Annotated in this window: 22 protein-coding genes; 5 read left to right on the top strand and 17 right to left on the bottom strand. The window is 53.5% G+C overall.

Features of this window, described 5'->3' with window-relative positions; genetic code table 11:
• Positions 1-170 precede the first annotated feature (170 nt).
• A complete protein-coding gene (locus ACXLHR_RS01510) occupies positions 171-935 on the top strand; it encodes an SDR family NAD(P)-dependent oxidoreductase (RefSeq protein WP_458789783.1) in 765 nt (254 codons plus the stop codon).
• Here the strand turns inward: ACXLHR_RS01510 and ACXLHR_RS01505 are convergent.
• Together ACXLHR_RS01505 and ACXLHR_RS01500 are read right to left on the bottom strand one after the other, a co-directional pair.
• Entirely contained in the window at positions 924-3,713 is a 2,790-nt protein-coding gene (locus ACXLHR_RS01505) for an AMP-binding protein (protein ID WP_458789782.1), read from the bottom strand. The genes ACXLHR_RS01510 and ACXLHR_RS01505 overlap by 12 nt on opposite strands.
• Before the next feature lie 451 nt (positions 3,714-4,164).
• Positions 4,165-5,367 carry a glycosyltransferase family 2 protein gene (locus ACXLHR_RS01500; protein WP_458789781.1) on the bottom strand — a complete coding sequence of 401 codons (1,203 nt, stop codon included), beginning with the start codon at positions 5,365-5,367 and terminating at the stop codon, positions 4,165-4,167.
• A gap of 201 nt (positions 5,368-5,568) precedes the next feature.
• On the opposite strand from ACXLHR_RS01500, the gene ACXLHR_RS01495 reads away from it, so the two are divergent.
• The gene (locus ACXLHR_RS01495) at positions 5,569-7,404 is read left to right on the top strand and encodes a hypothetical protein (RefSeq protein WP_458789780.1); all 1,836 of its coding nucleotides are present in this window, start codon (positions 5,569-5,571) and stop codon (positions 7,402-7,404) included.
• Positions 7,401-7,805, top strand: coding sequence for a GtrA domain-containing protein (locus ACXLHR_RS01490; protein WP_458789779.1), 405 nt, complete (start codon positions 7,401-7,403; stop codon positions 7,803-7,805). Before ACXLHR_RS01495 ends, ACXLHR_RS01490 begins: the two co-directional genes overlap by 4 nt.
• Here ACXLHR_RS01490 and ACXLHR_RS01485 read toward each other — a convergent pair.
• The 13 genes from ACXLHR_RS01485 to ACXLHR_RS01425 all read right to left on the bottom strand — a co-directional run bounded on the left by ACXLHR_RS01485 (position 7,789) and on the right by ACXLHR_RS01425 (position 19,299).
• Complete coding sequence (locus ACXLHR_RS01485) at positions 7,789-8,400, bottom strand: class I SAM-dependent methyltransferase (RefSeq protein ID WP_458789778.1); 612 nt, start codon at positions 8,398-8,400, stop codon at positions 7,789-7,791. The genes ACXLHR_RS01490 and ACXLHR_RS01485 overlap by 17 nt on opposite strands.
• 110 nt (positions 8,401-8,510) lie before the next feature.
• Positions 8,511-8,954 carry a phosphatase PAP2 family protein gene (locus ACXLHR_RS01480; RefSeq protein ID WP_458789777.1) on the bottom strand — a complete coding sequence of 148 codons (444 nt, stop codon included), beginning with the start codon at positions 8,952-8,954 and terminating at the stop codon, positions 8,511-8,513.
• 586 nt (positions 8,955-9,540) lie between these two features.
• Positions 9,541-10,452 carry an HAD-IIA family hydrolase gene (locus ACXLHR_RS01475; protein WP_458789776.1) on the bottom strand — a complete coding sequence of 304 codons (912 nt, stop codon included), beginning with the start codon at positions 10,450-10,452 and terminating at the stop codon, positions 9,541-9,543.
• Complete coding sequence (gene phnE / locus ACXLHR_RS01470) at positions 10,449-11,258, bottom strand: phosphonate ABC transporter, permease protein PhnE (RefSeq protein WP_458789775.1); 810 nt, start codon at positions 11,256-11,258, stop codon at positions 10,449-10,451. The genes ACXLHR_RS01475 and phnE (ACXLHR_RS01470) overlap by 4 nt, the downstream gene beginning before the upstream one ends.
• On the bottom strand, positions 11,255-12,049 hold the full coding sequence (phnE, locus tag ACXLHR_RS01465; RefSeq protein WP_458789774.1) for a phosphonate ABC transporter, permease protein PhnE: 795 nt from the start codon (positions 12,047-12,049) through the stop codon (positions 11,255-11,257). Before phnE (ACXLHR_RS01465) ends, phnE (ACXLHR_RS01470) begins: the two co-directional genes overlap by 4 nt.
• Positions 12,046-12,822, bottom strand: a complete 777-nt coding sequence (gene phnC, locus ACXLHR_RS01460; RefSeq protein WP_458789773.1) for a phosphonate ABC transporter ATP-binding protein — start codon at positions 12,820-12,822, stop codon at positions 12,046-12,048. Before phnC ends, phnE (ACXLHR_RS01465) begins: the two co-directional genes overlap by 4 nt.
• A gap of 54 nt (positions 12,823-12,876) precedes the next feature.
• On the bottom strand, positions 12,877-13,827 hold the full coding sequence (gene phnD / locus ACXLHR_RS01455; protein ID WP_458792439.1) for a phosphate/phosphite/phosphonate ABC transporter substrate-binding protein: 951 nt from the start codon (positions 13,825-13,827) through the stop codon (positions 12,877-12,879).
• A gap of 405 nt (positions 13,828-14,232) precedes the next feature.
• Complete coding sequence (locus ACXLHR_RS01450) at positions 14,233-14,637, bottom strand: DUF2177 family protein (RefSeq protein ID WP_458789772.1); 405 nt, start codon at positions 14,635-14,637, stop codon at positions 14,233-14,235.
• Positions 14,634-15,353, bottom strand: a complete 720-nt coding sequence (locus ACXLHR_RS01445) for a hypothetical protein (protein ID WP_458789771.1) — start codon at positions 15,351-15,353, stop codon at positions 14,634-14,636. The genes ACXLHR_RS01450 and ACXLHR_RS01445 overlap by 4 nt, the downstream gene beginning before the upstream one ends.
• Positions 15,354-15,376: 23 nt before the next feature.
• On the bottom strand, positions 15,377-16,114 hold the full coding sequence (locus ACXLHR_RS01440) for an SDR family NAD(P)-dependent oxidoreductase (RefSeq protein ID WP_458789770.1): 738 nt from the start codon (positions 16,112-16,114) through the stop codon (positions 15,377-15,379).
• Positions 16,107-17,264, bottom strand: coding sequence for a class I SAM-dependent methyltransferase (locus ACXLHR_RS01435; protein WP_458789769.1), 1,158 nt, complete (start codon positions 17,262-17,264; stop codon positions 16,107-16,109). Before ACXLHR_RS01435 ends, ACXLHR_RS01440 begins: the two co-directional genes overlap by 8 nt.
• Positions 17,264-18,019, bottom strand: a complete 756-nt coding sequence (locus ACXLHR_RS01430; protein ID WP_458789768.1) for a DUF1365 domain-containing protein — start codon at positions 18,017-18,019, stop codon at positions 17,264-17,266. Before ACXLHR_RS01430 ends, ACXLHR_RS01435 begins: the two co-directional genes overlap by 1 nt.
• Positions 18,016-19,299, bottom strand: a complete 1,284-nt coding sequence (locus ACXLHR_RS01425) for an NAD(P)/FAD-dependent oxidoreductase (protein WP_458789767.1) — start codon at positions 19,297-19,299, stop codon at positions 18,016-18,018. The genes ACXLHR_RS01430 and ACXLHR_RS01425 overlap by 4 nt, the downstream gene beginning before the upstream one ends.
• A gap of 92 nt (positions 19,300-19,391) precedes the next feature.
• On the opposite strand from ACXLHR_RS01425, the gene ACXLHR_RS01420 reads away from it, so the two are divergent.
• Positions 19,392-20,024 carry a sigma-70 family RNA polymerase sigma factor gene (locus tag ACXLHR_RS01420; RefSeq protein WP_458789766.1) on the top strand — a complete coding sequence of 211 codons (633 nt, stop codon included), beginning with the start codon at positions 19,392-19,394 and terminating at the stop codon, positions 20,022-20,024.
• A complete protein-coding gene (locus ACXLHR_RS01415) occupies positions 20,025-20,663 on the top strand; it encodes a ChrR family anti-sigma-E factor (protein WP_458789765.1) in 639 nt (212 codons plus the stop codon).
• Positions 20,664-20,853: 190 nt separating this feature from the next.
• Here ACXLHR_RS01415 and ACXLHR_RS01410 read toward each other — a convergent pair whose 3' ends face one another.
• Complete coding sequence (locus ACXLHR_RS01410; protein ID WP_458789764.1) at positions 20,854-21,612, bottom strand: sulfite exporter TauE/SafE family protein; 759 nt, start codon at positions 21,610-21,612, stop codon at positions 20,854-20,856.
• A complete protein-coding gene (locus tag ACXLHR_RS01405; RefSeq protein ID WP_458789763.1) occupies positions 21,609-23,507 on the bottom strand; it encodes a TRAP transporter permease in 1,899 nt (632 codons plus the stop codon). The genes ACXLHR_RS01410 and ACXLHR_RS01405 overlap by 4 nt, the downstream gene beginning before the upstream one ends.
• Positions 23,508-23,519: the final 12 nt, after the last annotated feature.

The raw sequence follows: 23,519 nt of genomic DNA, 5'->3' as shown, positions 1-23,519 counted from the left end.
GCTCACGAGTGATTTTTCTGGCAAAACCTTGCGGGCTCGGATGGTGGATACCATCGTAAATCCGCTGTCATTCATAACATGCGTCCAAGCAACAATTGAAGTTCAGTGCAATGTCTGCGCATACCCAGTGACAACAATTTTCATCGCAAACAAGTTGGGCGGATCTATATATGACTAAAGTTGCAATCATCACGGGTGGGCTTTCGGGCATGGGTTTGGCGATTGCCAAGCGGTTACATGCGAGCGGCACAGTGGTTTGTATTGGCGCGCGGCGTGGTGGTGACAGCGATGTCGTGGCCAAACTGCAGGCCGAAATGGGCGCACCTGTATCGGTGGCCGCTCTGGATGTGCGCGATAGTCAAAGTGTGGCGGGTTTTGTCGCGGATGTTGTCGCGGCGCATGGCACAGTAGATATCTTGGTTAATACCGCTGGCGTTTATGAAGAGGCTGCCGTGATCAATCACCCCGATGATATGTGGGATGCGACGATTGCGACCAATTTGACCGGCACGTTCAAAATGATCCGTGCAGTGATGCCGCATATGAAGGCGCAAAGTTGGGGACGCATTATCAACCTCGCCTCTGTTGCGGCTCATAATGGCATGCCCAATAATGCCGCCTATTGTGCATCTAAGGCCGGACTTTTGGGCCTTGGTCGCTGTGTGAGCTTGGAAGGTGCTGCGGACGGGATTACCTGCGTCAGCATCAGCCCGACATGGGTAGAGACCGAGATGCTCAAGCAATTCGTTGATCAAGAGATTGCCGAGACCGGTGCCCCGCGCGAAGAGGTGCAGGCAAAATACGAGGCGTCCAATCCACAGGGTGCCTTGGTGCAGCCTGAAGAGATTGCCGATCTGGTTGCCTTCCTTGTGAGTAACGCCGGGCGTGCGATCACAATGGAAGACATTCAGGTCAATGCCGGCTCACTTTGGTAATGTAAACCTGCGTGCCAGCAGGGCAGCGGGGTCGCTGAGGCTGGCGAAAGGCCGTTCGCTGATGTGTGACCACATCGCCTCTGCCGCAGCGTGATTAAACACGGAATTGGCGTGCAAAACGTTCAGATCCGCGGCGATCAAGGCGCGTTCGCCGGCCGAAAGCGGGGCTTGTACCAACCATGCGTCGACAGGCAGAACTTTAACCGAGATCGGTAACTCGGCGGATGTGACCAAGTGATTGGGCATCAGATTATAGTAGTCTGCCCCCGTCCCTGCCGTCAGATCGGCCAAGAATGTCGCCGCGCCGTGGACGTTGATCATGCGAAATGTCAGCCCCTCTGGCACCGCGCCCGTTTCGGCGCAGGCCTGCATGATGGTCTCGTAGATGTCGTTGGGGTTGGGCGCGTCAATGTCGTAAAGCGATGGCAGGCGCACAATTGCGGCGTTGATGCCTGATTTGGCAATCAAATGCTCGGCGTCGATTTTGGCCGCGCCATAGCCGCCACAGGTCTCGAAGAGCGTGGTTTCAGCCTCGAAATATGGCCCGCCTGTATCGGGAAAGACCGCCGAGGTTGACGAAAACCGCAAGTCGGCTTTGGCGTCTTGGCAGAATTGCACGATATTGCTGATGCCTGCTTTTGACCAGATTTCCATGTGGTCGCGGTCGACGGCAAGGTTAACCATTGCGGCGCAGTGAATGACGTGACGCGTCGCAGCGCAAAGGGCGCGGTAGTCGTCGCCACCAAGGCCAAAGCGTGCGTCCTCAATCGCGGCAGACACTAACACCAGACGCGTAGGGTCAACGCCGTTGATCGCCGCGATTTCGTGCAAGCGCTCAAGCGGGTCGCGCCGTTTGGGGCGCACAAGGCAATAGATAACCTCGTCTTTGGGCAAGTTACGTGCAGCGGCGGTCAGAACCTTGCTGCCAAGAAAGCCCGTGACGCCAGTGAGTAGAATGCCTGCGCGCGTGAACCCGCCTTTGGTGACAGGGGCCGTCAGGCTTTGGGTGAGCACCTCGTGTAACCGCGCAAGTCCGACGTTGAGCGCAAAGTCAAAATCGACGCGCCGTCCATAGGCTTCTTCCAAGGCAAGCACGAGGTTCACGGCCATTAAGCTGTCGCCACCATGCTCATGGAAGGACAGGGCTGAGTCTATGTCGCGTTGCGCACAGCCCAAAACAAGCGCCGCCTGCGCCACGCTTGGAAGCACGCCTTCCGTCTTCTCGTCGGGTGCTACCGCGTTAATTTTTGGCAAAGATTTGAAATCACATTTACCAGAAACTGCGTTGATCGGGATCGCGTCGAGCGCGACGAGATAGCTGGGCACGCAATAGGCGGGCAGTCCGGCGCGCAGCACTTTGGACAGTGCGGCCGGCATCCGGTTTTCGCCCAGCGCGAGACCCCATTTCTCAAGGTTCGCAGCCGCTTGGGCCGGATTGGCGCAATAGTAAAACACCAACGCATTGCCCTGCCCTGCCACGTCTTGGATCCACGGCACGGCTTGTAGGAACCCAAGGTGGCCTTGCAAGGATTCAGTCAATTCGCGGGTCTGGATACTATGCCCACGCAGTTTTAGCATATGGGCAATACGGCCTAAAACATGCACGGTGCCATCAGCGCTCACATACCCTTGATCGCCTGTGTCATAAAGCCGTGTCGCGCGCCCGTTCAGCGTCAATGCGCGAAAGCGCTGCGCAGTCTCTTCAGCGCGGTTCACATACCCCGGCCCCAACATACGCGGCCCCTCAAAGTGCAGCAGCCCCGCTTGCCCGACCGCACATTCATTATCGCTGTCATCCAGCACAGTGGCGCGCAGGTGCGACATTGGCACACCCACAGCGCCCGTTGTTCGCGCGCCACCCGTTTGCGACACATTGGTCATCGCAATATCGTGAGTTTCGCAGATGCTATAGAGATTCCAGAGCACGGCCTTGGGTAGTTTTTCACGCGCGGCGGCGATCAGCACATCGCTAACCACTTCGCCATTCAGAATGACCCGTAGCAATGGCACATTTTCCATCATCTGCGCGGTGCTGGCTTGCAGGATCTTTTCAAGCGCTGAGGGCGTGAACAGCATTTCCGACACGTCATAGCGGATCAGAAAGGCGCATAGGTCCTCGGGGTTGAGCAGTTGCTGGAAACTTGGAAAGCAAACCCGCGCGCCATCGCGTAGCGGGCGAAACATTTCCCAAATCGCGAAAATATATGACCCAACAGTCTGCCCGGCCGCATAAGGCGTGTAGGCGTCGCGCCACATATACGACAGATAGGCCGCGTCTTGGGTGACGGGAATACACTTGGGTTTGCCCGTCGTGCCAGATGTAGCAACGATGTAAATCGCGTCGTCAGGGGCAACAGCGGCGGCAACAACAGGTTGGTCCGGCGCGGCGTTTGGCGCGGCAATAACCGCGTTGACGTCGACCAAATTGGCGTCGGGCAATTGCCCGTTTTTGGGCGTTTGGCAGACAAAGACCGTATCGATGTGCAATTCGGACAGGATATTCGCCAAAACATCATTGGGCATCGCAGGATCAAGATGCACGAACGCGCGGCCCAGCACGATACAGGCGGTTGTAGCGGCGGCAAAGGATGTGGAAGGTTTGCCAAAAACCGCAACCGCGCCATGTGCAGGCAAATACGCTTGCAGCCGCTCAATGCAGCAAGCCAATTCCCCATAGGTCAGCGCAAGGTCGGCGTCGACAAAAGCCCCGAGGGTGTGATGTGTTGCAAGCGCGCCAGCAAGCTGCGCGGGGACGGTGTCTATGTTGTCAGGGGTCAAGGCCTACGTCACTCCTAAGGCGTCGTTTCATATCAAAAATACGACATCTAACTTATACTCTTCCTTTGTGAAAAGTACGGCAAAGGCAATACAAAACGAAACTAAATGACGAGATGAGTGGGTTTGCGCCTGTGCGGTCCCAATGAAATCTTGTGAGCACAGACCTGCGATCCAACGTTCAAGCTGGTCGTTTATCTCGCCATAGACGCGTTGCGGCTTATCGAATCTGCGAGCGTCAAGCTGTCCAGTGTTTGAAACACATACATTCTGCGCGTTACATAGTAAAATGTTAGCCCGCATAATGGTGCAAGAGTAGGACTGCTCGTTTTTGACAAGCGCCCTAAGCCCGTCGAACCCCTTGCGGAAGTCCACAGGTTAGGCAGCCAAGACGATCCGCACCCGTCTCATAGGGAAAATCCATGAGGAGGCATTCAAGGTGCGGCGGAACGGCTTAATTGACGGACCCTCCGGGCAGGTAAGGCAGTGTATCTCCTGCAGATTCATGTTCCACGGCAACTCGCTGCTCCAAAAGGCCCCACAAGAAGCCTGAGGTAATCGACTGCACGCCCAGAGACGCGCTAACAACTACCAGCGACGCGGCTCTCACGATGATAGAAGGGTCCAGATCTCCAAATCCAGATGCGCCCCAAAAGGCAACTGATCCGATTGTGAACAAGATAGAAAGCAGCAAAAGCACAGCACCAACTTTACAGGCATTATCAACAGTGACCTGTTTGCGAAGGGCAGCAAACTGGCTAGTCTCTGGAAGAAGTTTAAAGCGTACGGCGAAAAGGTTGCCAAGTAGATAGAACCAGATCATCTGCACTCCTGCCAGAATTGCAGCACTCGCAAAGACGAGCGTTGCAATATCAAAATTGACAGTGCCAATCCTCACAGGACCCCACATCAGAAGCGTGAACACACCGCCACCGATGCCTGCAAGTGCAAGGCCCGGATAAAAAAACATCCAAAACGGGGCGAGTGTCAGTAAAAGCTTGAGATGCAGCCAACCATCGCGCCAGCTGCGTAAATGGGGAGGCCGTGACCGGCCATCAGGGCTGAGTGTAGTTGGGACTTCTTCAATACGCAGACCAAACAAAGTCGCCTTGATAACCATCTCGGATGCAAAATCCATTCCTGTCGAATTCAAACCAAGACGTTGAATTGCCTGTTTTGAAAATCCGCGTAAGCCGCAGTGAAAATCTCCAACCGGTGTCTGGTAAAGCACTCGCCCAATGGTAGAGAGTACTGGATTGCCAAGATAACGATGCAGCGGCGGCATCGCATTTTTAGCAATACCGCCTTTGAAACGGTTACCCATTACCAGCTCAGCACCACCTCGCAATGCTGAAACGAACGGGGCGAGATGAGAGAAGTCGTATGAATCGTCACTATCCGCCATGATGATGTACCGCCCTTTGGCCGCATCGATACCGGCCAGCAATGCGCCACCATATCCGCGTTGTGGGGCATGCACGACACGTGCGCCAAGACTTTCCGCCAAGGACTGACTTCCATCAGTCGAGCCATTATCAGAGATTAAAATCTCTCCCACCAACCCTGCACCTGAAAGGTATTCCTGCGCCTTGCGAATACACACCTCAAGGGTTTCAGCCTCATTCAAGCAAGGCATCAGGATTGTTAATTCGGTCATCGGATTTTACCTCACCATTTACATTTCAACCTTGCCTAACTGGAAACCAGTCAAATAGTGTGACACGAATGCGGCAATTAGGTGGCATATGATAAGGTGCGCAAGATTGCTACGTTCCCCGGCCACGTATCTCGTGCTTGGTGCGGGCAAAATCCATGATATTAGACCGTTCGAGACAATCAGAAGTAAGCAAAACCCCCAATGCAAAATAATCCTATAAACGACACCTCCAAAACGGTCCGATTATTTAAGGGGGCCTTGTTTTTGGCACTTGGGATCGCGATCTCCCGTGCGGGATCTGCTGCCCTTTCGGCCGACGGTGTATTTGGCCTTGCTACCAATGATGACATCATGCGTATGATGTCGGTCAGAAACTGGCTCGACGGACAAAGCTGGTTTGACATGAGCCAATACCAACTGCTTGCCCCGGATGGTGTGTCTATTCACTGGTCTCGCTACATAGATTTTGGAATCGGCGCGCTGGTGTGGATCTTTGGACTTGTGATGCCTGAAGCCCTGGCAGAGCAATGGGCTGCGGCCGTGTGGCCGCTTCTTTTGCTCGCCGCTCTTGTCATGGTGGTCGGCTTTGGAACACGGCGTGCGCTGGGACCACTGGCCGCAGCAATAGCGATGCTTTCGGTTGTGCTTTATCCCCCTATCGGCTTTGATTATTTCGCAATTGGTCGGCTTGACCATCACAACGTGCAGATCCTTTTGGCAACGATTTCAGCACTCTCTATGATCACACTAAACCGGCCCATCCTTTTTGGTGCGATTGCGGGGGCGGCTGCAGCGGCATCGCTGGCCATTGGATTGGAGACATTATTTCTTGTCGCAACAATCGGAATGTTACACGTTTTTAAAGCCGCCAGATTTGCACCTGAACCGCGCATACGTCTGGCAGCATTTTGCATCGCCATTGCCATTTTCAGCCTCGCTTTCTTTCTGGGGCAAACCGCAGCGCAGGACTGGTTTGTGACGCAATGTGATAAATTATCTGCGCCTTATTTGCTGATCTGCTGGATCGGGGCTGGCAGCGGGTTGGCGGCACTTGTTATGCCTGCCGCTAAAAAATACCCGACCGTATTTATTACAACCGTTGCAACCGTCACCATTATTGCGCTGCTCGTCAGTTGGCCAGTGATCAGCCCATGTTTACAAGCACCCTATGCAAATCTGCCGCAGATCGCACAGGTGCTCATCAGTGAAAACATCACCGAAGCCCTGCCACTTCATGTCTACGCTATCTACAGCCCGTTTGGTTTTTTTCAGTATTTTGGTCCAGCGATCGCGGCTTTGTTTGCGGCGACAGTGATATGGTTGCGGCAACGGAACCTTGGCGATTCAACAGGAGAGGTCTGGCAGATCCTGCTCATCGGATGGATCGGGCTTTTGGCATGCATCTTCCAAAGCCGGCAGATTGTCCTACTTGCCGTGGTGACACCTTTTTTAACGGGTTATGCTGTGCGGCCCGCGTTGCAGTCCTATCTCGACGCCCGCACAGGCATGTCACGTGGTGTACTGTATACGACTGTCGCACTAACCTTGTTTCAACCGCTTCTCAGTAGTGCGCTGTTTGGCCTGTGGAAAACCGTCCCTTTGGTATCCTCTGTTGCAGCCTCCAATGACGTTGGTCTAGAACCCAAGCCCTCAAGCGGGTCTCTGGATGGCAATTGCGATAATTTACAGACGCTCGCACTTCTTAATGCGATCCCTTCAGCGCGCACACTTGCCAGTCTAAATCTTGGCCCTCGCCTGATCATGGCAACGCATCATATTGGGCTGGCGGCCCCCTACCACCGAAGCGCCGATGCAATTATGAACGGGTTTATACCTTTACGTGGCACCGCCGCCCTGTTGACACAAACAGTCGCTGATCAGGCAATCGACTATATCGTGGTTTGCCGTGGTAGTAATTACGGCGATACGACAAGTATCGGAACACGACTTGCCAGTGGCGAAACAGTGCCCGGCTTTCAGGCTGTCGCGCTCGACCATCCCGACCTAATGGTCTTTCGCCCCACTGTTCCGCAATGACCAGTGATGTGGCGCTCAGATCAGAAGCAAGATCGCTACTACTTTTCTTGATAGTTGGTGGTAGCTTCAGCCTGTTTTACGCTGTTACCTCGGCCAGCCTGATCAACTTCGCTCGAACGCCGCCCTTCTGGACCAGCGTTCTGCTCTTTGCCGCCTGCATTCCACCTGCATTTCTCGCGCAACAACACATCGCCTTCAAGGCCAAGAGATTGCGCAAAAATGCGTTCTGGATTTATGCGGCAACACAAATCTGCGGTATTGTAATTGTTTCAACCGTGACAACACGCTTTGTTACCTATGATTTTTTATGGGACTCCATAATCATGGGGGTCACCGTAGGTGCAAACGCGATCTTCGGCTTCATTATCGGCCGCTTTGTGACTTTTATTCCGCAGGAATAAGCCGCGCGACAAAGTGCAATTTGCGGCCGAAAACTTTGTTCAAAGGGAATGGATAAAGCGGCAGATCTGTTCGGAATTCCTCAATCTGGAGGCCCGCCGATTTGAACCATTTATCCCAATCGGAACGGGATGCATAGTTGTAGGGCAGGACCACGCCATGAGGCGCGTTTCCCACCCAATCCATAATCCGCAAAGTCAGATGGTCGAACCAGTTTTCGCTCAGATGGTCTTTGATGACAACAGCTTTACGGCAGACGCGGCCCGCGTCATGTACCAGTTCGCTGGGGTCATCCGTGTGATGCAGCACATCAACAAACATTACAACATCAACGCCTTTGTCAGCCACAGGAATAACATGGCCATCAAATATCTCGACAGGGATATGGGTTACTTCGCGCAGCATAATGTCGATGCCACGCATGTCGGTCCCTTCTTGTCGGGCGCCAATCGCTTTTGCTATCTGGCCATCACCAGTTCCAACGTCAAGGATTGTGGCGTTGATGGGGATCAAAGACCCAATCTGATCAATTAGAACATTGATGCGTCGATTGAACACCAATTTCTCATGCATTTTTCCAAGAAGATATTTGACCATTTTGATGCCTGCTTTTATTTTCTTCGGGTATACAGATTGCTAATACCGTCTTTGAACACTTTATGAGCACAGAATGTGTACAGAATTGGGAATTCTTGTGGCAGCGATGATTATTGTGGGCGGTCTAATTTTTGTGGACCATACAGACCAAAAGGCCGGCCCATCAGCCACCACAGGGGCGTAATCAGGCCAACCGCCACGTGTCCATCAACAAAATAGTGCCATCCCAAGTGAACCGAAGCTGCCCAGATTATGAGGCCATAAACAGTGAAAATTATGCCGACCCATCGGTTTACATGCCATGACGCAACAACCCACAAGAATGCGAAAGCGATATGCATCGAAGGCATCGCCGAAATACCACCGCCAAAGCCGATATTGCCGCGTGTGTGCATGGCAAGTAAATAATACTGAGCCAGCTTGGATGACAGCGGGCTATCAAGCTGCTGAAGGAAGGCCAATCTCTCAATAAGAGGGCCGAATGTGTTGCCTTCGCCATATAGATGTCCGTCATAGATTGGCCCCGCAGAAGGCAGTAGAAAGGCAAAAATCATTCATGCAACATCCCTTTTACACACCTCAGAGATCGGAAGCTTTGTCGGTAACCGAGCAACCGTTTTAGCGCTGCGTGATCGCACTCGACGCGGTAATTTTGTTTTTTTCTTAATATAAGTAATGTGTTCAAAATGCGGATCGCATGTGTGTTTATATATCGAACAACCTTCCTATTGGTCGGCGCTTTATCCGCACACACTCAGTCGTCTTGTTACGAAATGCCTTGATCGCCTTAGCGCCGCCTCGCGCAATAAACATATAGTCAACCAGATGCCCGTTTGCATCAATTGCACGCCATAGGGGACGCCACTTTCATCCAATACGAAGCCGGTTTCGTGGCATGCCAATCTAGGATCGCCGTTGAGCGATGCCGCTCTGTTCGCGTGGATCAATTCGAGGCCAAATCTTTCGGTACAACGAAAGATTGTCGACCGATCCACGTCGCCTCTCCGCTCACAAAAGAGGTCTGCGACGTCTTGGTAAGAAAGCCGATATCTCATATATATTCGCACACACACAAAATGATCGACGAAGGGAGACGATCACGTTTGATCGGTTGCGAACCATGCTTCCCCTACAAATCAGTCAAATCTGCGCGACGATATAGTCCGGCACGATCCGAGAGGTTTCAATAGCATCTTTAACATCAAGTCCCGCCAGCGAGCCGTGTGCTGTGACCAATGCAGTCCCAAACCCCGCCTGTTGTCCGCCCAAAATATCGGTGTGCAGTGTATCACCAACCATCATGACGCGGTGAGGTGGGACGTCCCCGCCAAAGCGTGTCATCGCCAAATCAAAAATCTCCGGAAAGGGTTTACCGAGGAATACAGGTGTCACGCCAGTTGCATCCGCAAGCCTGTGGGCGAACCAACCGGGTTCAAGCGACAGTCCCGTTTCGCGCGGAGCGACCAGATCAGGGTTTCCGACAAAGACGGGACGCGGGGCGCGGTTAAGGGCGGCTTCTAGCAAGTTTTGCCGCTGTTCCGTCCATCCATCCGCGCCGATCAATAAAAAGCCGTCAACCTCATCGTAAGCCTCTGGTGCGTCAGTCAGGACCGTGACATTTAACGCTGCGACTTCGCCCAACTCCATGTCCGGGTTCAACATTATACCCCAATGTAGGTCTGGCTCATCAGCGACACGTTGCAAAAGAGCGTCGCGACTGGTCACAACTTCAGTATCCGTAAAGTCAAAACCAAGCTTGGCATAGCGGGCCATCATGTGCGCCTTGGGATAGGCTGCCGAATTCGATACAACGGCCACCGATTTCCCCATTTTGCGTAGCGCTGCAACTGTCGCGGCAGCACCCGCAATTGCAGTTTCGCCAACATTCAACACACCATAAGCGTCAAACAAGATCAGATCGTATGGCCCCACAATATCCATAAAAGACGCGTGTACGGCGTGACCGCCCCCTGTCGTGTCAGGCAAACGGTCCCTCACCCGCATGTAAGCAGCAAAGGCTTCCGCCGGATCAATCGCATTGCTGCCGGTCACAGAATGCGACGCCGCAGATACGCCGAGATCACTTCGCCAATGATCACCAGCGCGATGATTGCGAGCAGAATTGTCGCGACTTCCGGCCAGTTGAAGGTGTCGATTGCCCCTTGGAGCACGATCCCGATCCCCCCCGCTCCCACAAGGCCCAACACGGTAGATTCTCGCAGATTAATGTCCCACCGCAGAATAGCGACGGCCCAGAATGTCGGCATGACCTGTGGCACAATTGCATAGAGGATTACCTTGAAACGCGATGCCCCTGTGGCCTCTAATGCCTCGACTGGGCGCTTGTCGATTTCCTCGATTGCTTCGCCCAATAGTTTGCCGATGAAACCAATAGATCGGAACATAATTGCGATAATCCCTGCCACAACTCCTGGCCCAAAGATCGCGACAAACAAAAGCGCCCAAATGATCGTATTGACCGAGCGCGACGTCACCAAGATAAGCCGCCCCAACCACAAAGTAGCGCGGTTTGGGGTCGTGTTTTGCGCAGAGATATATGCAACAGGCAATGACAATAGCACGGCAAAAGCTGTGGCAAACGTCGCGATATTCACCGTGTCCCAAAGCACGCTGAGAATGCTAGCCAGATTGCGCGGATCAGGCGGATACATGCGGCCAAACAAGTCGCCGATTTGTTCTGGCGCACCCCAAACCCACGGCCAAATTACTTCAATCGAGGACAGCGCCCATGCGATAACAAGGCCGCACCCCAGCAAGATCGCATAGCGTTGCATGCGTTGCTTTGCCGTGAAACGCGCCCATTCGTCGCGGCCAAACTGCTCTGCGAGACTGGTCATTGAATATGCTTTCGGATGATGCCGCTGATCGCTTCGGAAATAAGGATTACGCCCACGATCACGATGGTGATTGCCAGTGCAAAGTCGTAGTCATAACGCCCAAAAGCATTGGCAAGCGTTGCACCGATGCCGCCTGCGCCTACCAGCCCGACGACCGCAGAAGCCCGCAAGTTCGAATCCAGCTGGTAAATCGTCAAGCCTATCTGACGGGGCATAATTTGCGGAAAGATCGCGTAGAACAATGTCGACAGATAGGGCGCGCCAGCGGCACGCATCGCCTCGACTTGGCCAAAGTCGATTTCCTCAATCCGCTCTGCCAGCATTTTAGCCACAAAGCCGATGGAATAGATGATAAGCGTCAGCACACCCGCAAAAGGGCCGAATCCGACAGCCTTCACAAACAAGATCGCCACGATAACAGGATGGAAACTGCGCGCGATGATAATGATAGCCCGTCCTAAATAAAAGACCGGACGCGGGGCCATGTTGCTGGCCGCCATGAACGCAATCGGGATCGATAGTGCCACCCCACCCGCCGTGGCAAGCACCGCGATTTTGAAACTCTCCAAAAATCCGTCGATCAGAAGTTCCTTGCGCTCGAAACTTGGCGGGAAGGCACCGCCAAAGATTTTACCAGCACGGCCCATACCTTCAGCGACGCGGTTCCAGTCGATGGGCATGTTCATTCCGACCCAGCCAAAATAGGCAATCGCGCTCAAATAGACCACCCAACGCAGCGCCGTATTAGCGATGAAGGGCGGTTTTTTCCATGTGTCGCGCACCGCAGTCATGCTGCGCCCGCCGCATCGTTGGCACGGTCGGCATGTGGGCTGCCCGCGTAAATTTCATCCATCGCGGCCTGATCAAGCATCGCGGGTTTGTCGTCAAAAATGATGCGGCCATACCGCATACCGACAATGCGGTCGGTGTATTCTTTCGCCTCGGTCACGTTGTGAATGTTAATCAATACAGGCAATTTCAGCTCGCCAGCCAGATCACGCAGCAATCCCATAATTTGTTCAGAGGTTTTGGGGTCAAGCGATGCAGTTGGCTCGTCGGCCAGCAAAATATCAGGCTCCTGCATCAATGCACGCACAACACCCACACGCTGACGCTCGCCGCCTGACAACTGATCGGCGCGTGTATTGGCATATTGCGCGATGCCGACCCGCTCCATCAATTGAAACGCGCGCCTGATATCTTCTTTGGGATAACGCCGCGTCATAGCCGCCCAAGTCGAAATATAACCGAGCCGCCCGGATTGCACATTTTCCATCACAGTCAGGCGATCAACAAGGTTAAATCCTTGAAATACCATGCCAATTTTACGCCGCGCAGCGCGCAAATTTTTGCCGCGCAAACTGGTCAGTTCGGTGCCATTCAGATTAATCGACCCTGAAGTGGGTTCTACCAGACGGTTAATACAGCGCAGCAAGGTGCTTTTGCCTGCACCAGACGAGCCGATAATTGACACAACGCTTTCGCCGGCAATGGTCAGGTCAAGGTTTTTGAGTACGGGATCGCCAGAGCCGTAGCTTTTGACGAGATCGGTGATTTTCAACATATTTGTAGCCTTGTTAACGAGGCCGATCCAACAGATCGGCCTCGATGGAAAAAATCACTCGGCAGCGAGGCCCTGTGGCGTATATTCAACACCGTTGGCCGACTGGATTTGACGGATGACGGCCCACTGATCTTTGTAAGTAATAGGAACGAACTTACTGACTCCTGCGAACTCATCGCCAAGCGCTGTGCCGACAAAATCAAAGGTAAAGAACGCTTCTTTGATCTTTTCTTTCAGCTCGGGTGTCAGATCATGCGCAACGCCATAAGATGTCGTCGGAAACGGATCGCTTTCCCAGATGATGCGCACATCGGCAGGATCATAAAGGCCGCGCTCGGCCATGCGGTCAACAACTTCTGACGCGACAGGTGCCGCATCATAGTCACCCGCGACAACACCCAACATCGACTGGTCGTGGCTGCCCGAATATGTCACTTCGTAATCCTGATCGGGAACAACACCTAGATCGGGGAATAGCGCGCGTGGCGCTTGGTTACCCGAATTAGAAGTCGGCGACGTATGCGCAACCCGCTTACCTTTTAGGTCAGCCATTTCCATGATGTCGCTGTCGGCTTGCGTGTAAACCTGAAGTTTATACCCAAACTGGCCATCATCTGCACCCATGATCGCAAACGGCTCGACGCCCGCAAGGTTCACCGCAAAAGGTGTAGGGCCCGTGGAAAACCCTGCAATATGAAGACGACCAGAGCGCATCGCCTCGACCTCGGCAGAGTTTGACTGCACAGCAAAGAACTGCACGTCTTTGCCGGTCACTTCCTTCATGTGGTCAATAAACGGAGTCCAGATGTCAGCATAAATCGCCGGATCTTCAACAGGTGTGTATGCGAAAACCAGCGTGGAGGGATCCTGCAATTTGCTCGGATCTGTTGGCGCATCAGCGACCAGATCACCATCCGCGTCACAATACATAACATCCAACGCTCCGCGTTCCGCGCATTCCTCTTGCGCAAACAATGCGGTGCCCGTCACAGTGAACGCGGCCATAAGCCCCGCCGTGAAAATGTTCGTTTTAGACATGTTATTCTCCTCCCTGATTTGCCCCGCATCAGATCGGCGGGTCGATTGTTGTGGATACCACCACTTCGCCTTTCAGTTTGCAACATTTTAAGCAACAATTTTGAGAATATTTAAGCCCTTAGACCTAGCGATAGGTATGGAATGTCAAACACACCTGCAAAACCTGAGAATGACCATCAGCCACATTGAAATTCTATTGTAACTCAGGGTCGCAATAGATGTGCGCACCGCCAATTTTGAGACCGTATTCAGTCTCGAAACGGAGACAGTGCGACAGAATCTGTGCGAAAAAAGGCCTTTGAAACGCGGCAAGCAACAGTTTCATGTGGCGCCTTAAATCCGACTCGTCTTAAATCACATCCGTCCGATACATCAGGCTGGCCCGAAAGTCTTAGCCACCATCACCCCTGCCCAAGCGGAAAAACCAGTCAAAACACAGCCCCAGAGCGTATCCTTAATCACCTGCTCGGCGGACCAGTCACGCAACGTTGCATAGTTGGTAAATTCATAGGTGCCATATGCCATCAGACCTAGCGCCATGCCGCCCAACAAGGCCGCCATAGGAGTATTATCACGCAGCGCAGGAACCGATACAAACCACAAAATTCCTCCGACATACCCGAGATAAAAAACAATTGCCGGTACGACACGGAAAGGGTCGGCAAACAGATGCCCGATATGGCGTTCAAAGACCGGCCTGATCAATAGTTTCAAACCCACAGCATCAGCCGCGAAAAAGATAATGGCTGTCGAAAAATAGAGGATCATGATTTTCATGTGCTTATTCCTTTGCGAAGTGAACCGAGAGGTCGGATTAACAGCGCGACAATGCCGAACACGCACAAGGTAATCACAGCAGTGTTCATCGTCTGCGCATTTGAAACGATGACACCAACCAACGCCCAAATGATGGCGGCAGGATAAGTCCACGCGCGTGGCCGTACAGATTGCACGACAATTGCAACGCCCAAAACGCCAATCAAGCAAATGATCGCGGCCATTTGCGCCGAAAAGATACCGTAGCCTCCCAGCATAACGCCGATCGCAACCCCAGTTGCCGCCGTCAACCAACCTGCATAAAGCGCGACAGGATGCACTTGAAACACTGGGTCGCTGACACCGGCGCGCAGCATTGCAAGGATCGCGGTTGCCGCCATTGCAACAATCATGACCGTCGCCAGAACAGGCGCGGCATTGGCAGCAACGAGCCAGAAAAACCCGATAAACAGGCTTGCCGCAAGAGGTGCTCGCATCGCTTGCCAGTCAGGATCACTGGCCGCTTTCCACAGTCCAAAAGCGGCCCCGACGATCAACCAAAGATAGATCAGCCCCCAAATTGAAAATGCATAACCTGCGGGTTGTACTGGCGGATTTTCGATTTCCACAGGGAATTGTCCTTGGGTAAATCCGTTGAACCCGATCGTCAGCAGTGGAGACGCCGCAAATGCGATAGCAGCGATCAGGACGATAATTGCAAGTTGTCTGGGAGACATGGATTTTCCTTTCAATACTAAGCCTAGCGCACCAATCTGCGCGTCAGCGGGAGGGCTGCCCAATAGGGCAAAATGCTCAAAAACTTGAGCGCGTAAGTCAAACGTCGCGGAAAGTGCACCTCGAAAGCGCGTCTATTCAGCCCGTCAATAATCGCGCATGCCGCGACCTTTGGCGTCACCATTGCAGGCATGGTAAAGTCATTCTGCTGCGTCAGCCGTGTATCGACAAACCCCGGTGAAATCAGTCTCACATCATACAGACCGGCAAGCTCGACGCGCAACGATTGCGCAAGATTGATAACGCCCGCTTTGGTCGCTGAATAAATCTGTCCTTGGGGCAAACCGACATACCCCGCGACCGATCCGCATAGCGCCAATTGCCCGCCATCACGCAAAACCTTGGGCGCGACCTGTGCAATATAAAAACTACCTGTTAGATTGACTGTCACAATTTGCGCCGCCTTTTGCGGGTCCAGATCCTTCACTTTACCTGGGTCATAGATCGCAGCTAGATGGATTACGCGGTCAACAGGGCCAATTTCGGCTATCGTTTTTACAGCAGCATCAAGACTGGCGCGCTCACTCACATCCAGCGCAAGCGCCACATGACGGGGGCCGAGACTCGCAGCCATCTCGCTTAGCCGGTCGTGCGAACGCGCGGATAAAATCAACCGCGCACCACGCCGCGCATATTCCTGCGCAAGCGTCGCACCGATCCCGTCAGAAGCACCAATAATCCAGATGGTCTCACCCTTATGCATGAGCCAATTCCACCTGAACAACGTCGGTGCTCTCCGCCGCAAACGATCCGGCACAAGCCCCAAGATAATACCGCCAGTTCCGCAGGAAACTTTCGTCAAATCCAAGACGCTTGATCTTATGCGCCTTTTCACTCAACCGCGCATCCCACGCGGCACAGGTCCGCGCGTAATGCGTACCAAACGCAAAACTGTCGCGCACAACCAGACCAGCACGCTGCGCTTGGTCGCTAATCACGCGATTGGACAACAACATTCCACCCGGAAAAGTATAATGGCGGATGTAATCAGAGGTTTTTCGGTAAGTGTCAAAATCATGATCTTTCACGGTAATCGCTTGAATCATGGCACATCCTTCGGGCGCAAGTCGGGCCTTTAGCGTGGCAAAATACGTCGGCCAGTAATCTTCGCCAACCGCTTCGATCATCTCGATTGAAACAACGCTGTCGAATTGACCCTCGCAAGCGCGGTAATCTTGCAACCGGATATCCGCGCGCCCGTCCAACCGCGCATCGGCGTAACCTTTCTGGCTCGGCGAAATCGTAAGCCCTGTAACATGACGGCCCGCATCTGCCGCCCGCTCGGCAAAGCCACCCCAACCACAGCCAATTTCAAGCACCCGCTCTGATCCGCCCAACCGCTCTAGAATACGGTCATATTTGCGGTTTTGCGCAGTCTGCAAATCGGTTTCACCCGCCTCGAACAACGCAGAAGAATAAGTCATGCTGTCATCAAGCCACAGCTGATAAAACTCGTTGCCCACATCATAATGCGCCCGAATGTTGCGCGCGGCACCTTTGACCGAATTCGCGCGCATCATACGGTTCACAAATTTGAACTTCAGGCTCTGCCAAAATCCCGCATTTGCATAGCCTTCAAACTCGGCAAAATTATGCAGCGCCAACTCCGTCAGGGCTTGCACCGACGGCGTATCCCACAGCCCAGCAACATAAGTCTCCCCCAAGCCGATATCACCACGCGCCGCAACCGCACTCACAACCGACCAATCGTTGATCTGCATTTCCACGGCAGGGTCGCCTTGTCCAAAATCATGCACCTCGCCTTCAGGCGTGCGTAACCGCAAACTCCCTGTATTGATCCGGGCGCATGTCTCTAAAAAATCGTGTTTCGCGCGGTTGGTCAGAAATAGCATTACGTTACCTCGTTTTTTGGTGGCGTTGGCCGGTCACGATATTGCGCGCCTTTGAACTTAAGTCGCAGCGCCTGCCAGTAAATGAGCGCAGTGGTGCGCAATCCACCCAGCGGACGACGCAGACTGGCCCGGATCAGACCACGGTTGGTCATGGCAACCCGAGAGCCGACCAGCGACGCAATAACGCCCTCATCGCCATTACGATGCAAGATGCGGATGGCAATACTCTCAGGCGTGATGTCAAACGTGAATTCATAGCTTCCAGTCACCTCCTGAAACGGCGAGACATGCAACGACTTTGGTGTTTTGATGAGCGTCTCACTGGTAATCGGGGTAAATTCAGGCGCGTGACACAGGTAGGAATGCCTATCACCAAACGGCGTGGACACCTCTGCAATGACCGCGATCAGCCCACCATTCTCAAATGCCAACCAAAAGCTGACAGGATTAAAGACATGCCCCATAAACCGCGGTTGTGTCAGCAGTTTGATCTGTAAATCCGGGGATACAATCTTTGCGGAACTGAACACATCATGCGCCCACTGCACGCCCTTCCCGTCCTTAAGCGGCCCGCCGTGATCGCAATCGTAAACCGACGCGAGATTAAACCGGTTCCGCGAAAAAAGCTTGGGGCCAGTCTCGGCAATGTCAGGGTCAATCAAAACATAATCAACGCCGTAGCGAAACCTGTGACGGATCTCACCGCGCCGAGAATGGGTTGTGATGCCCACAATATGTTCGGCAGCGCTCTTCATGCGATCTGACGCTCCATCATACGCGAGATACGGGCAGCACTTGCAAACCCGTCCTCATGAAAACCATGTCGCGTATAAGCCCCCGCGAACCACGTATTGTTGCGTCCCTGAATTTGCTTCAACTGGTCTTGTGCGCGGATTGCCGCGCCGTCAAACACCGGATGGCGAAATGTCTTTTGGTCGTAGATCAGGTGGTCGGGTATGGTTTCCGACGGGTTCAACGACACAAACAGCGGATCATCTTGGGGAATGTTCTGCAATCGGTTCATCCAATATGTCACACCGATGGCAGGTTCTGGACGCGTCGTATCCGCCTTATAAACCCAGCTTGACCAAACTGCCTTGCGGCGTGGCATCTGATTGGTATCGCAATGCAAAATCATTTCATTATCTTGAAACCGTATCGCCGAAAGGGCCGCCTGTTCCTGCGGCGAGTGCTGCGCAAGCAGTCGCAAAGCTTGATCGGAATGACATGCAAAAACCACCTGATCAAAATGCGCGTCAGGCCGCCCTGCCACATGCACCGTGTTTTGACTGCCAGTGCGCGTCACGTTTTGCACGGCGCAGTTCACATTAATCGCGACACCGCGCCCGCGCAGATGATGCTCCATGCGACGCACATACTCAACGCTTCCGCCGTCAACGGTCCACCATTGATGCTGACCAGACGCATCGAGCAAGGCGTGATTACGGAAAAATTGCAGTAGCGGCTTAGCAGGGAAATCACGGATTTCGGCTGGCGGCGTTGACCAGATCGCTCCACACAATGGCATGAAGTAGTTATTCTGGAACCAAGGCCCCAATTTCAGCGCGTCCATCAACGCACCAATCGTCAATGTATCGTCAGCTTGTGACAACGCTTCCGCCTTGCTGTTAAACCTGAATATATCGCGGATCATGCGGATAAACCCAGGCCGCAACATGTTGCTCTTTTGCGCCGTCAGCGCACCAAGGCTTTGCAACGCATACTCGATCTGACCACCATTAATCGACGCCCCAAAGCTCATGTTGCTCTTTGTCACAGGCACATCAAGCGCATCAAACATACGGGTCAAATGTGGATAGTTCGCGTAATTAAACACGATAAACCCCGTATCCACAGGTTGGTCACCATTCTTACCTGCAACAATCGTGCGCGCATGCCCACCCAAAGCCGGCTCCGCCTCGTATATCGTCACAGCATGGTTCGGCGCCAATAGATACGCTGCAGCAAGGCCAGAAATACCAGCACCAATAATGGCAATACGCTGTGTGCTTGTTGGTGTGGTATCAAGAGACATGAAAACTCCGCCTTATTATTTAACTTATTACGACCCATAAATATATTCGGATCAAAAATGATCTAGGTTTATTCTACTGCCGTAATAGGGTTATGTTGATTGAACACATCAGACATGGCCCCAAGGCCCAACTTCCACCCGCATGGGTGCGAAAGGATCATAGCAAGGTGGCACAATCGTCTCCCGTTTTCTCATTTCAAACCGAGGCCATGCTCGCCGTCCGCGACAACCGCGACCGCACCGCTTTTGCAAACCTGTTCGATTATTTTGCACCGCGTCTCAAAGGTTTCATCATGCGGTCTGGCATGGGGTCCGCGCAAGCAGAAGAAATCGTGCAAGAAGTCATGCTCACAGTCTGGCGCAAGTCCGATCAATTTGACCCGTCGCGCGCACAGGTATCTGCATGGATTTATCAAATTGCGCGCAACAGACACATCGACGTGATCCGCAAAGAAAAACGCCCCATCCCCGAAGAATTAACGCGCGATCCGGGAACCGAAACTGATGCCAGCCAAATTCTCGCCGTCGAACAAGAAACGGGTAAGCTCAAACAAGCCCTCGCCCGCCTCAAGCCCGATCAACGAAATATCATTGAACAAGCCTATCTTGGCGAGTTGACCCACCAGGAAATCAGCATGCAAACAGGGCTTCCCTTAGGAACGATCAAATCCCGGATTCGACTCGGACTAGAAAAATTACGACACGACTTGAAGGACTTACATTAGATGACCGCGACGATTACGCATCACACGCCTGACGCACTTCTAGCCGCTTATGCTGCGGGTAATCTGGCGCAGCCTTACGCGCTTGCTGTAGCTGCACATATTTCTCTCTGCACCGCGTGCCGTGCTGCCCTAGCCGCACATCAAACCGCTGGCGGCGTGATTTTAGAGAGCAGCACCGAGCGTGATCTTAGCGACACCTTGAAGGCGAACACCCTTGCGATGCTTGACGCACCTTTTGTGACAAAACCGACGTCTGTCAGGTCTGGTATTTACCCCGCGCCCGTCATGGAAGCGCTGAAAGGCAAACCGCCAAAATGGAAATCATTGGGCATGGGCGTGCGACAATGCATTATCTCAGCAACCCACGAAGGATCGGCGCGCTTGCTCTATATCCCGTCAGGTCAGGCGGTTCCCGATCATAGCCACAACGGACTGGAGCTAACGCTTGTGCTGCAAGGCAGCTTTAGTGACGCGACAGGTCGGTTTGGCATCGGTGATATCGAAGTCGCAGACCAATCACTGGAACATACACCAATCGCGGATGACGGAGTACCATGCATCTGTCTTGCAGCAACCGACGCACCGCTCCGGTTTAACGCAATGCTCCCGCGTATCCTGCAACCACTATTTAGGATCTGACGGATCAAACCGCCGTCCCCCCAGCGATGAATGCCGCCGCCTTTCATTATGGAACGGCAAGAGATCTGTCGCCGCACTCGTTAGAATTCAGAAGCCTGAAAAAGACAAAAAATCCTTCAATCCCTTCCGTCTCATCTAATTTTCCTCATCGTGAAATGAATGACGTGACGGAAAACCTCGCCACATGTGATCAGAAGATGTCGAAAAATAGCTTGAGGGCCAGCATCGTCAAAAACACAAGGATCACGCGGTCGAATACGTTAGCGCTGAACTTCTTGCCGATCCATTCGCCGATGGGAAGCGCAATAGTAAGGGGGATCAGGGCGAACAGGCCAAGCAGCGCTGTGTTCACCGTCATGATCCCATAGGAGATTTGCAATGGCAGTTGGATCACGCAGGTTGCCGCGAAAAAAGAGGACACGGTGAAGATGAATGTCGTGCGCTCTAGCCTGATTGCATTGAGGAATGTCACGGCGGCGGGTGCAGAGATGCCGACCGATCCTTGCAAAATGCCGCCGATCAGGCCTGCGGGTCCAACTAGTCGCTGTGCAGTGCTCATCTGAAGATGCATGTTAAAGCGCGCGAGGCGTAATCCAATGTAGGTGACGATGATCACAATCATAACCGATTGCACGTAAAACGGCTCCACCCACGCAAGAACCAGTGTGCCGAGCCCAGCGCCGATCGCCCCGGTTATAGCAAGAACGCGTACAAATGTAGGATCAATGGGGGCAGCGCGGAATTTCCAGACTTGGCGCAGGTTTGTGATCAGGTTCGGAAAAACCATAACAGCCACAGCAATTTGCACGCTATACAGGCTTGCCAAGACTGGCACTGCGATAACCGGAAGGCCTGCGCCCGTCGCCCCTTTAAGGATGCCCCCAAGCATCATTGCAATGACGACGGCGGCAAGGGCCCAAGGATCGGTGAGCGAGATAGCGGTGTTCAATTCAGGGCAGCCTTATTGCGTGTTGTTGTGCGTAGCATCAATACCAAAGCGGCAAAGATCGCAACGCCAATGACGTCGGTGAACCACGATTGATACATCATCACCAAACCTGTGATGGCGAAGATCGCGCGCAGGCCGATGTTGAGTGGGCGCATGAAGTAACCGACCACGGCCACCGAAAAGCAGAAGACGCTAAGCAGGCCTGTGACGAGCGAGACCGCGATTTCGGGCGCAGTGCCCTGCATCAACAGAGCCGGCCCAAAGAAAAACATGAAGGGCAGGATGTAGCTGGTGATACCGTAGGCAAAAGCGGTCCAGCTGGTTTTGTTGATGTCCGATCCTGCGATGCCTGCGGCGACATAGGATGCGAGGGCCACGGGAGGCGTGATGGTCGAGATGCAGCCATAAAAGAAAACGAATAAATGTGCGGTGAGGACGGGGACCCCCATTTCGACCAGCGCAGGGGCGACGACAGTGGCAAGGATCAGGTAAGCAGCAGTTGTAGGTAAGCCCATGCCAAGGATAATCGAGACGAACATGGTCAGGATCAAAGCGATAAGCGGGATGCCCGCAGATGCGCTAATGATCAGGCCGGAAACCTTAGAACCCAAGCCCGTCATGGCGAGAATGCCAGCGATCAGCCCTGCCCCCGCACAAGCCACCGCGATGGACAACACGGATTTTGTGCCCGCTTCCAGAGCGTCGCAACATTTGAGCGCAAAGCCGCGCAGGTCTTTCAACTCGAACAGAACGCAACCTGCCAGCAGGACGCCAAGCGCGGTGAACGACGCTTTGAATGGCGAGTAACCAGAGACCATCATCCCGACGAGCAAGAAGAACGGGATCATGAACCGCAAGCCTGGCAAGAGGATCGCGCGCAAGGGTAATTCGGCTTCGGTTTGGGGAATAGGGTCAATGCCGAGGCTTTCGCCTTGCAGGTGCACCATAAAGAAAATCGAGGTAAAGAATAAAATGGCGGGGATTAGGGCCGCGACCATGATAGCCGAATATGGCACGCCGATGATTTCGGCCATGATGAAGGCGGCAGCGCCCATAACCGGGGGCATGATTTGTCCGCCGGTCGAGACGACGGCTTCGATCGCGGCCGCTTGGTGGGGTTGGTAGCCTTCGCGTTTCATCATCGGAATAGTCATGGTGCCTGTGACCGCGACGTTGCCCGCAGCGGACCCCGAGATCATGCCAAGCAGTGTCGAAAAGACTACAGCGGTTTTGGCCGACGCGGCCTTTGCTCCTTTGGTGAGGCGGCTGGAGATCTGAAAGAAAAAATCGCCTGCTCCGAACACATTGAGGAAGGACCCGAAGATCGAGAACATGATAATAAAGGTCGCCGAGACGCCCAAGGGAATACCGTAAATCCCTTCAGATGAGGTCGTCATAAATTCCGCAATCCGTTTTACCGAATAGCCGCGAGAGGTGAATACACCGGGAAGCCAAGGCGAAATCAACGGATAAGCGAGAAAGACGATGATGATCCCTGCGAGGAACCAGCCGATGCGCTGTATAACCGCGATCATGACCAGCACGATGACCAGCATGCCAACAACTGCGTCTGTGGATGTGGTGATCCCGCCTGACATTGCAATGTCGAGCCAGCGGGAGAACAGGTAGTAGCCAGAACCACCAGCTAGAATGGCAAGGCCAAGGTCGATAGCGAAAAGCGGGGCGCGCACAGGTGTTGAATTTTCGTGGGCGCGCTCAAGCCGATGCTGTGCCAGCACGAGAAAGATCAGGACCAGCATCACGGTCAGATGGGTGATCCGCACTTCCAAGGTTGAGAAAGAGGCAAAACCGGACACGACATAAAGGTGCCAAAGTCCGAGCGCGATCGCCATCCAGCGTGTTGTCATTTTCAGAGCGGGCATGACGGTCTTCATCTGGGGTCGTCC

This window comes from Yoonia sp. MH D7, assembly GCF_054439475.1.
The sequence above is the reverse complement of the archived record's forward strand: the minus strand, read 5'-3'. Positions and strand labels throughout refer to the sequence as shown.

Excerpts from the sequence above, each read along its gene's own strand:
- ACXLHR_RS01510 (WP_458789783.1), top strand. The coding sequence starts at position 171 with ATGACTAAAGTTGCAATCATCACGGGTGGGCTTTCGGGCATGGGTTTG.
- ACXLHR_RS01500 (WP_458789781.1), bottom strand. The coding sequence starts at position 5,367 with ATGACCGAATTAACAATCCTGATGCCTTGCTTGAATGAGGCTGAAACC.
- ACXLHR_RS01495 (WP_458789780.1), top strand. The coding sequence starts at position 5,569 with ATGCAAAATAATCCTATAAACGACACCTCCAAAACGGTCCGATTATTT.
- ACXLHR_RS01490 (WP_458789779.1), top strand. The coding sequence starts at position 7,401 with ATGACCAGTGATGTGGCGCTCAGATCAGAAGCAAGATCGCTACTACTT.
- ACXLHR_RS01485 (WP_458789778.1), bottom strand. The coding sequence starts at position 8,400 with ATGGTCAAATATCTTCTTGGAAAAATGCATGAGAAATTGGTGTTCAAT.
- ACXLHR_RS01480 (WP_458789777.1), bottom strand. The coding sequence starts at position 8,954 with ATGATTTTTGCCTTTCTACTGCCTTCTGCGGGGCCAATCTATGACGGA.
- phnE (WP_458789775.1), bottom strand. The coding sequence starts at position 11,258 with ATGACCAGTCTCGCAGAGCAGTTTGGCCGCGACGAATGGGCGCGTTTC.
- phnE (WP_458789774.1), bottom strand. The coding sequence starts at position 12,049 with ATGACTGCGGTGCGCGACACATGGAAAAAACCGCCCTTCATCGCTAAT.
- phnC (WP_458789773.1), bottom strand. The coding sequence starts at position 12,822 with ATGTTGAAAATCACCGATCTCGTCAAAAGCTACGGCTCTGGCGATCCC.
- phnD (WP_458792439.1), bottom strand. The coding sequence starts at position 13,827 with ATGGCCGCGTTCACTGTGACGGGCACCGCATTGTTTGCGCAAGAGGAA.
- ACXLHR_RS01450 (WP_458789772.1), bottom strand. The coding sequence starts at position 14,637 with ATGAAAATCATGATCCTCTATTTTTCGACAGCCATTATCTTTTTCGCG.
- ACXLHR_RS01445 (WP_458789771.1), bottom strand. The coding sequence starts at position 15,353 with ATGTCTCCCAGACAACTTGCAATTATCGTCCTGATCGCTGCTATCGCA.
- ACXLHR_RS01440 (WP_458789770.1), bottom strand. The coding sequence starts at position 16,114 with ATGCATAAGGGTGAGACCATCTGGATTATTGGTGCTTCTGACGGGATC.
- ACXLHR_RS01435 (WP_458789769.1), bottom strand. The coding sequence starts at position 17,264 with ATGCTATTTCTGACCAACCGCGCGAAACACGATTTTTTAGAGACATGC.
- ACXLHR_RS01430 (WP_458789768.1), bottom strand. The coding sequence starts at position 18,019 with ATGAAGAGCGCTGCCGAACATATTGTGGGCATCACAACCCATTCTCGG.
- ACXLHR_RS01425 (WP_458789767.1), bottom strand. The coding sequence starts at position 19,299 with ATGTCTCTTGATACCACACCAACAAGCACACAGCGTATTGCCATTATT.
- ACXLHR_RS01420 (WP_458789766.1), top strand. The coding sequence starts at position 19,392 with ATGTTGATTGAACACATCAGACATGGCCCCAAGGCCCAACTTCCACCC.
- ACXLHR_RS01415 (WP_458789765.1), top strand. The coding sequence starts at position 20,025 with ATGACCGCGACGATTACGCATCACACGCCTGACGCACTTCTAGCCGCT.
- ACXLHR_RS01405 (WP_458789763.1), bottom strand. The coding sequence starts at position 23,507 with ATGAAGACCGTCATGCCCGCTCTGAAAATGACAACACGCTGGATGGCG.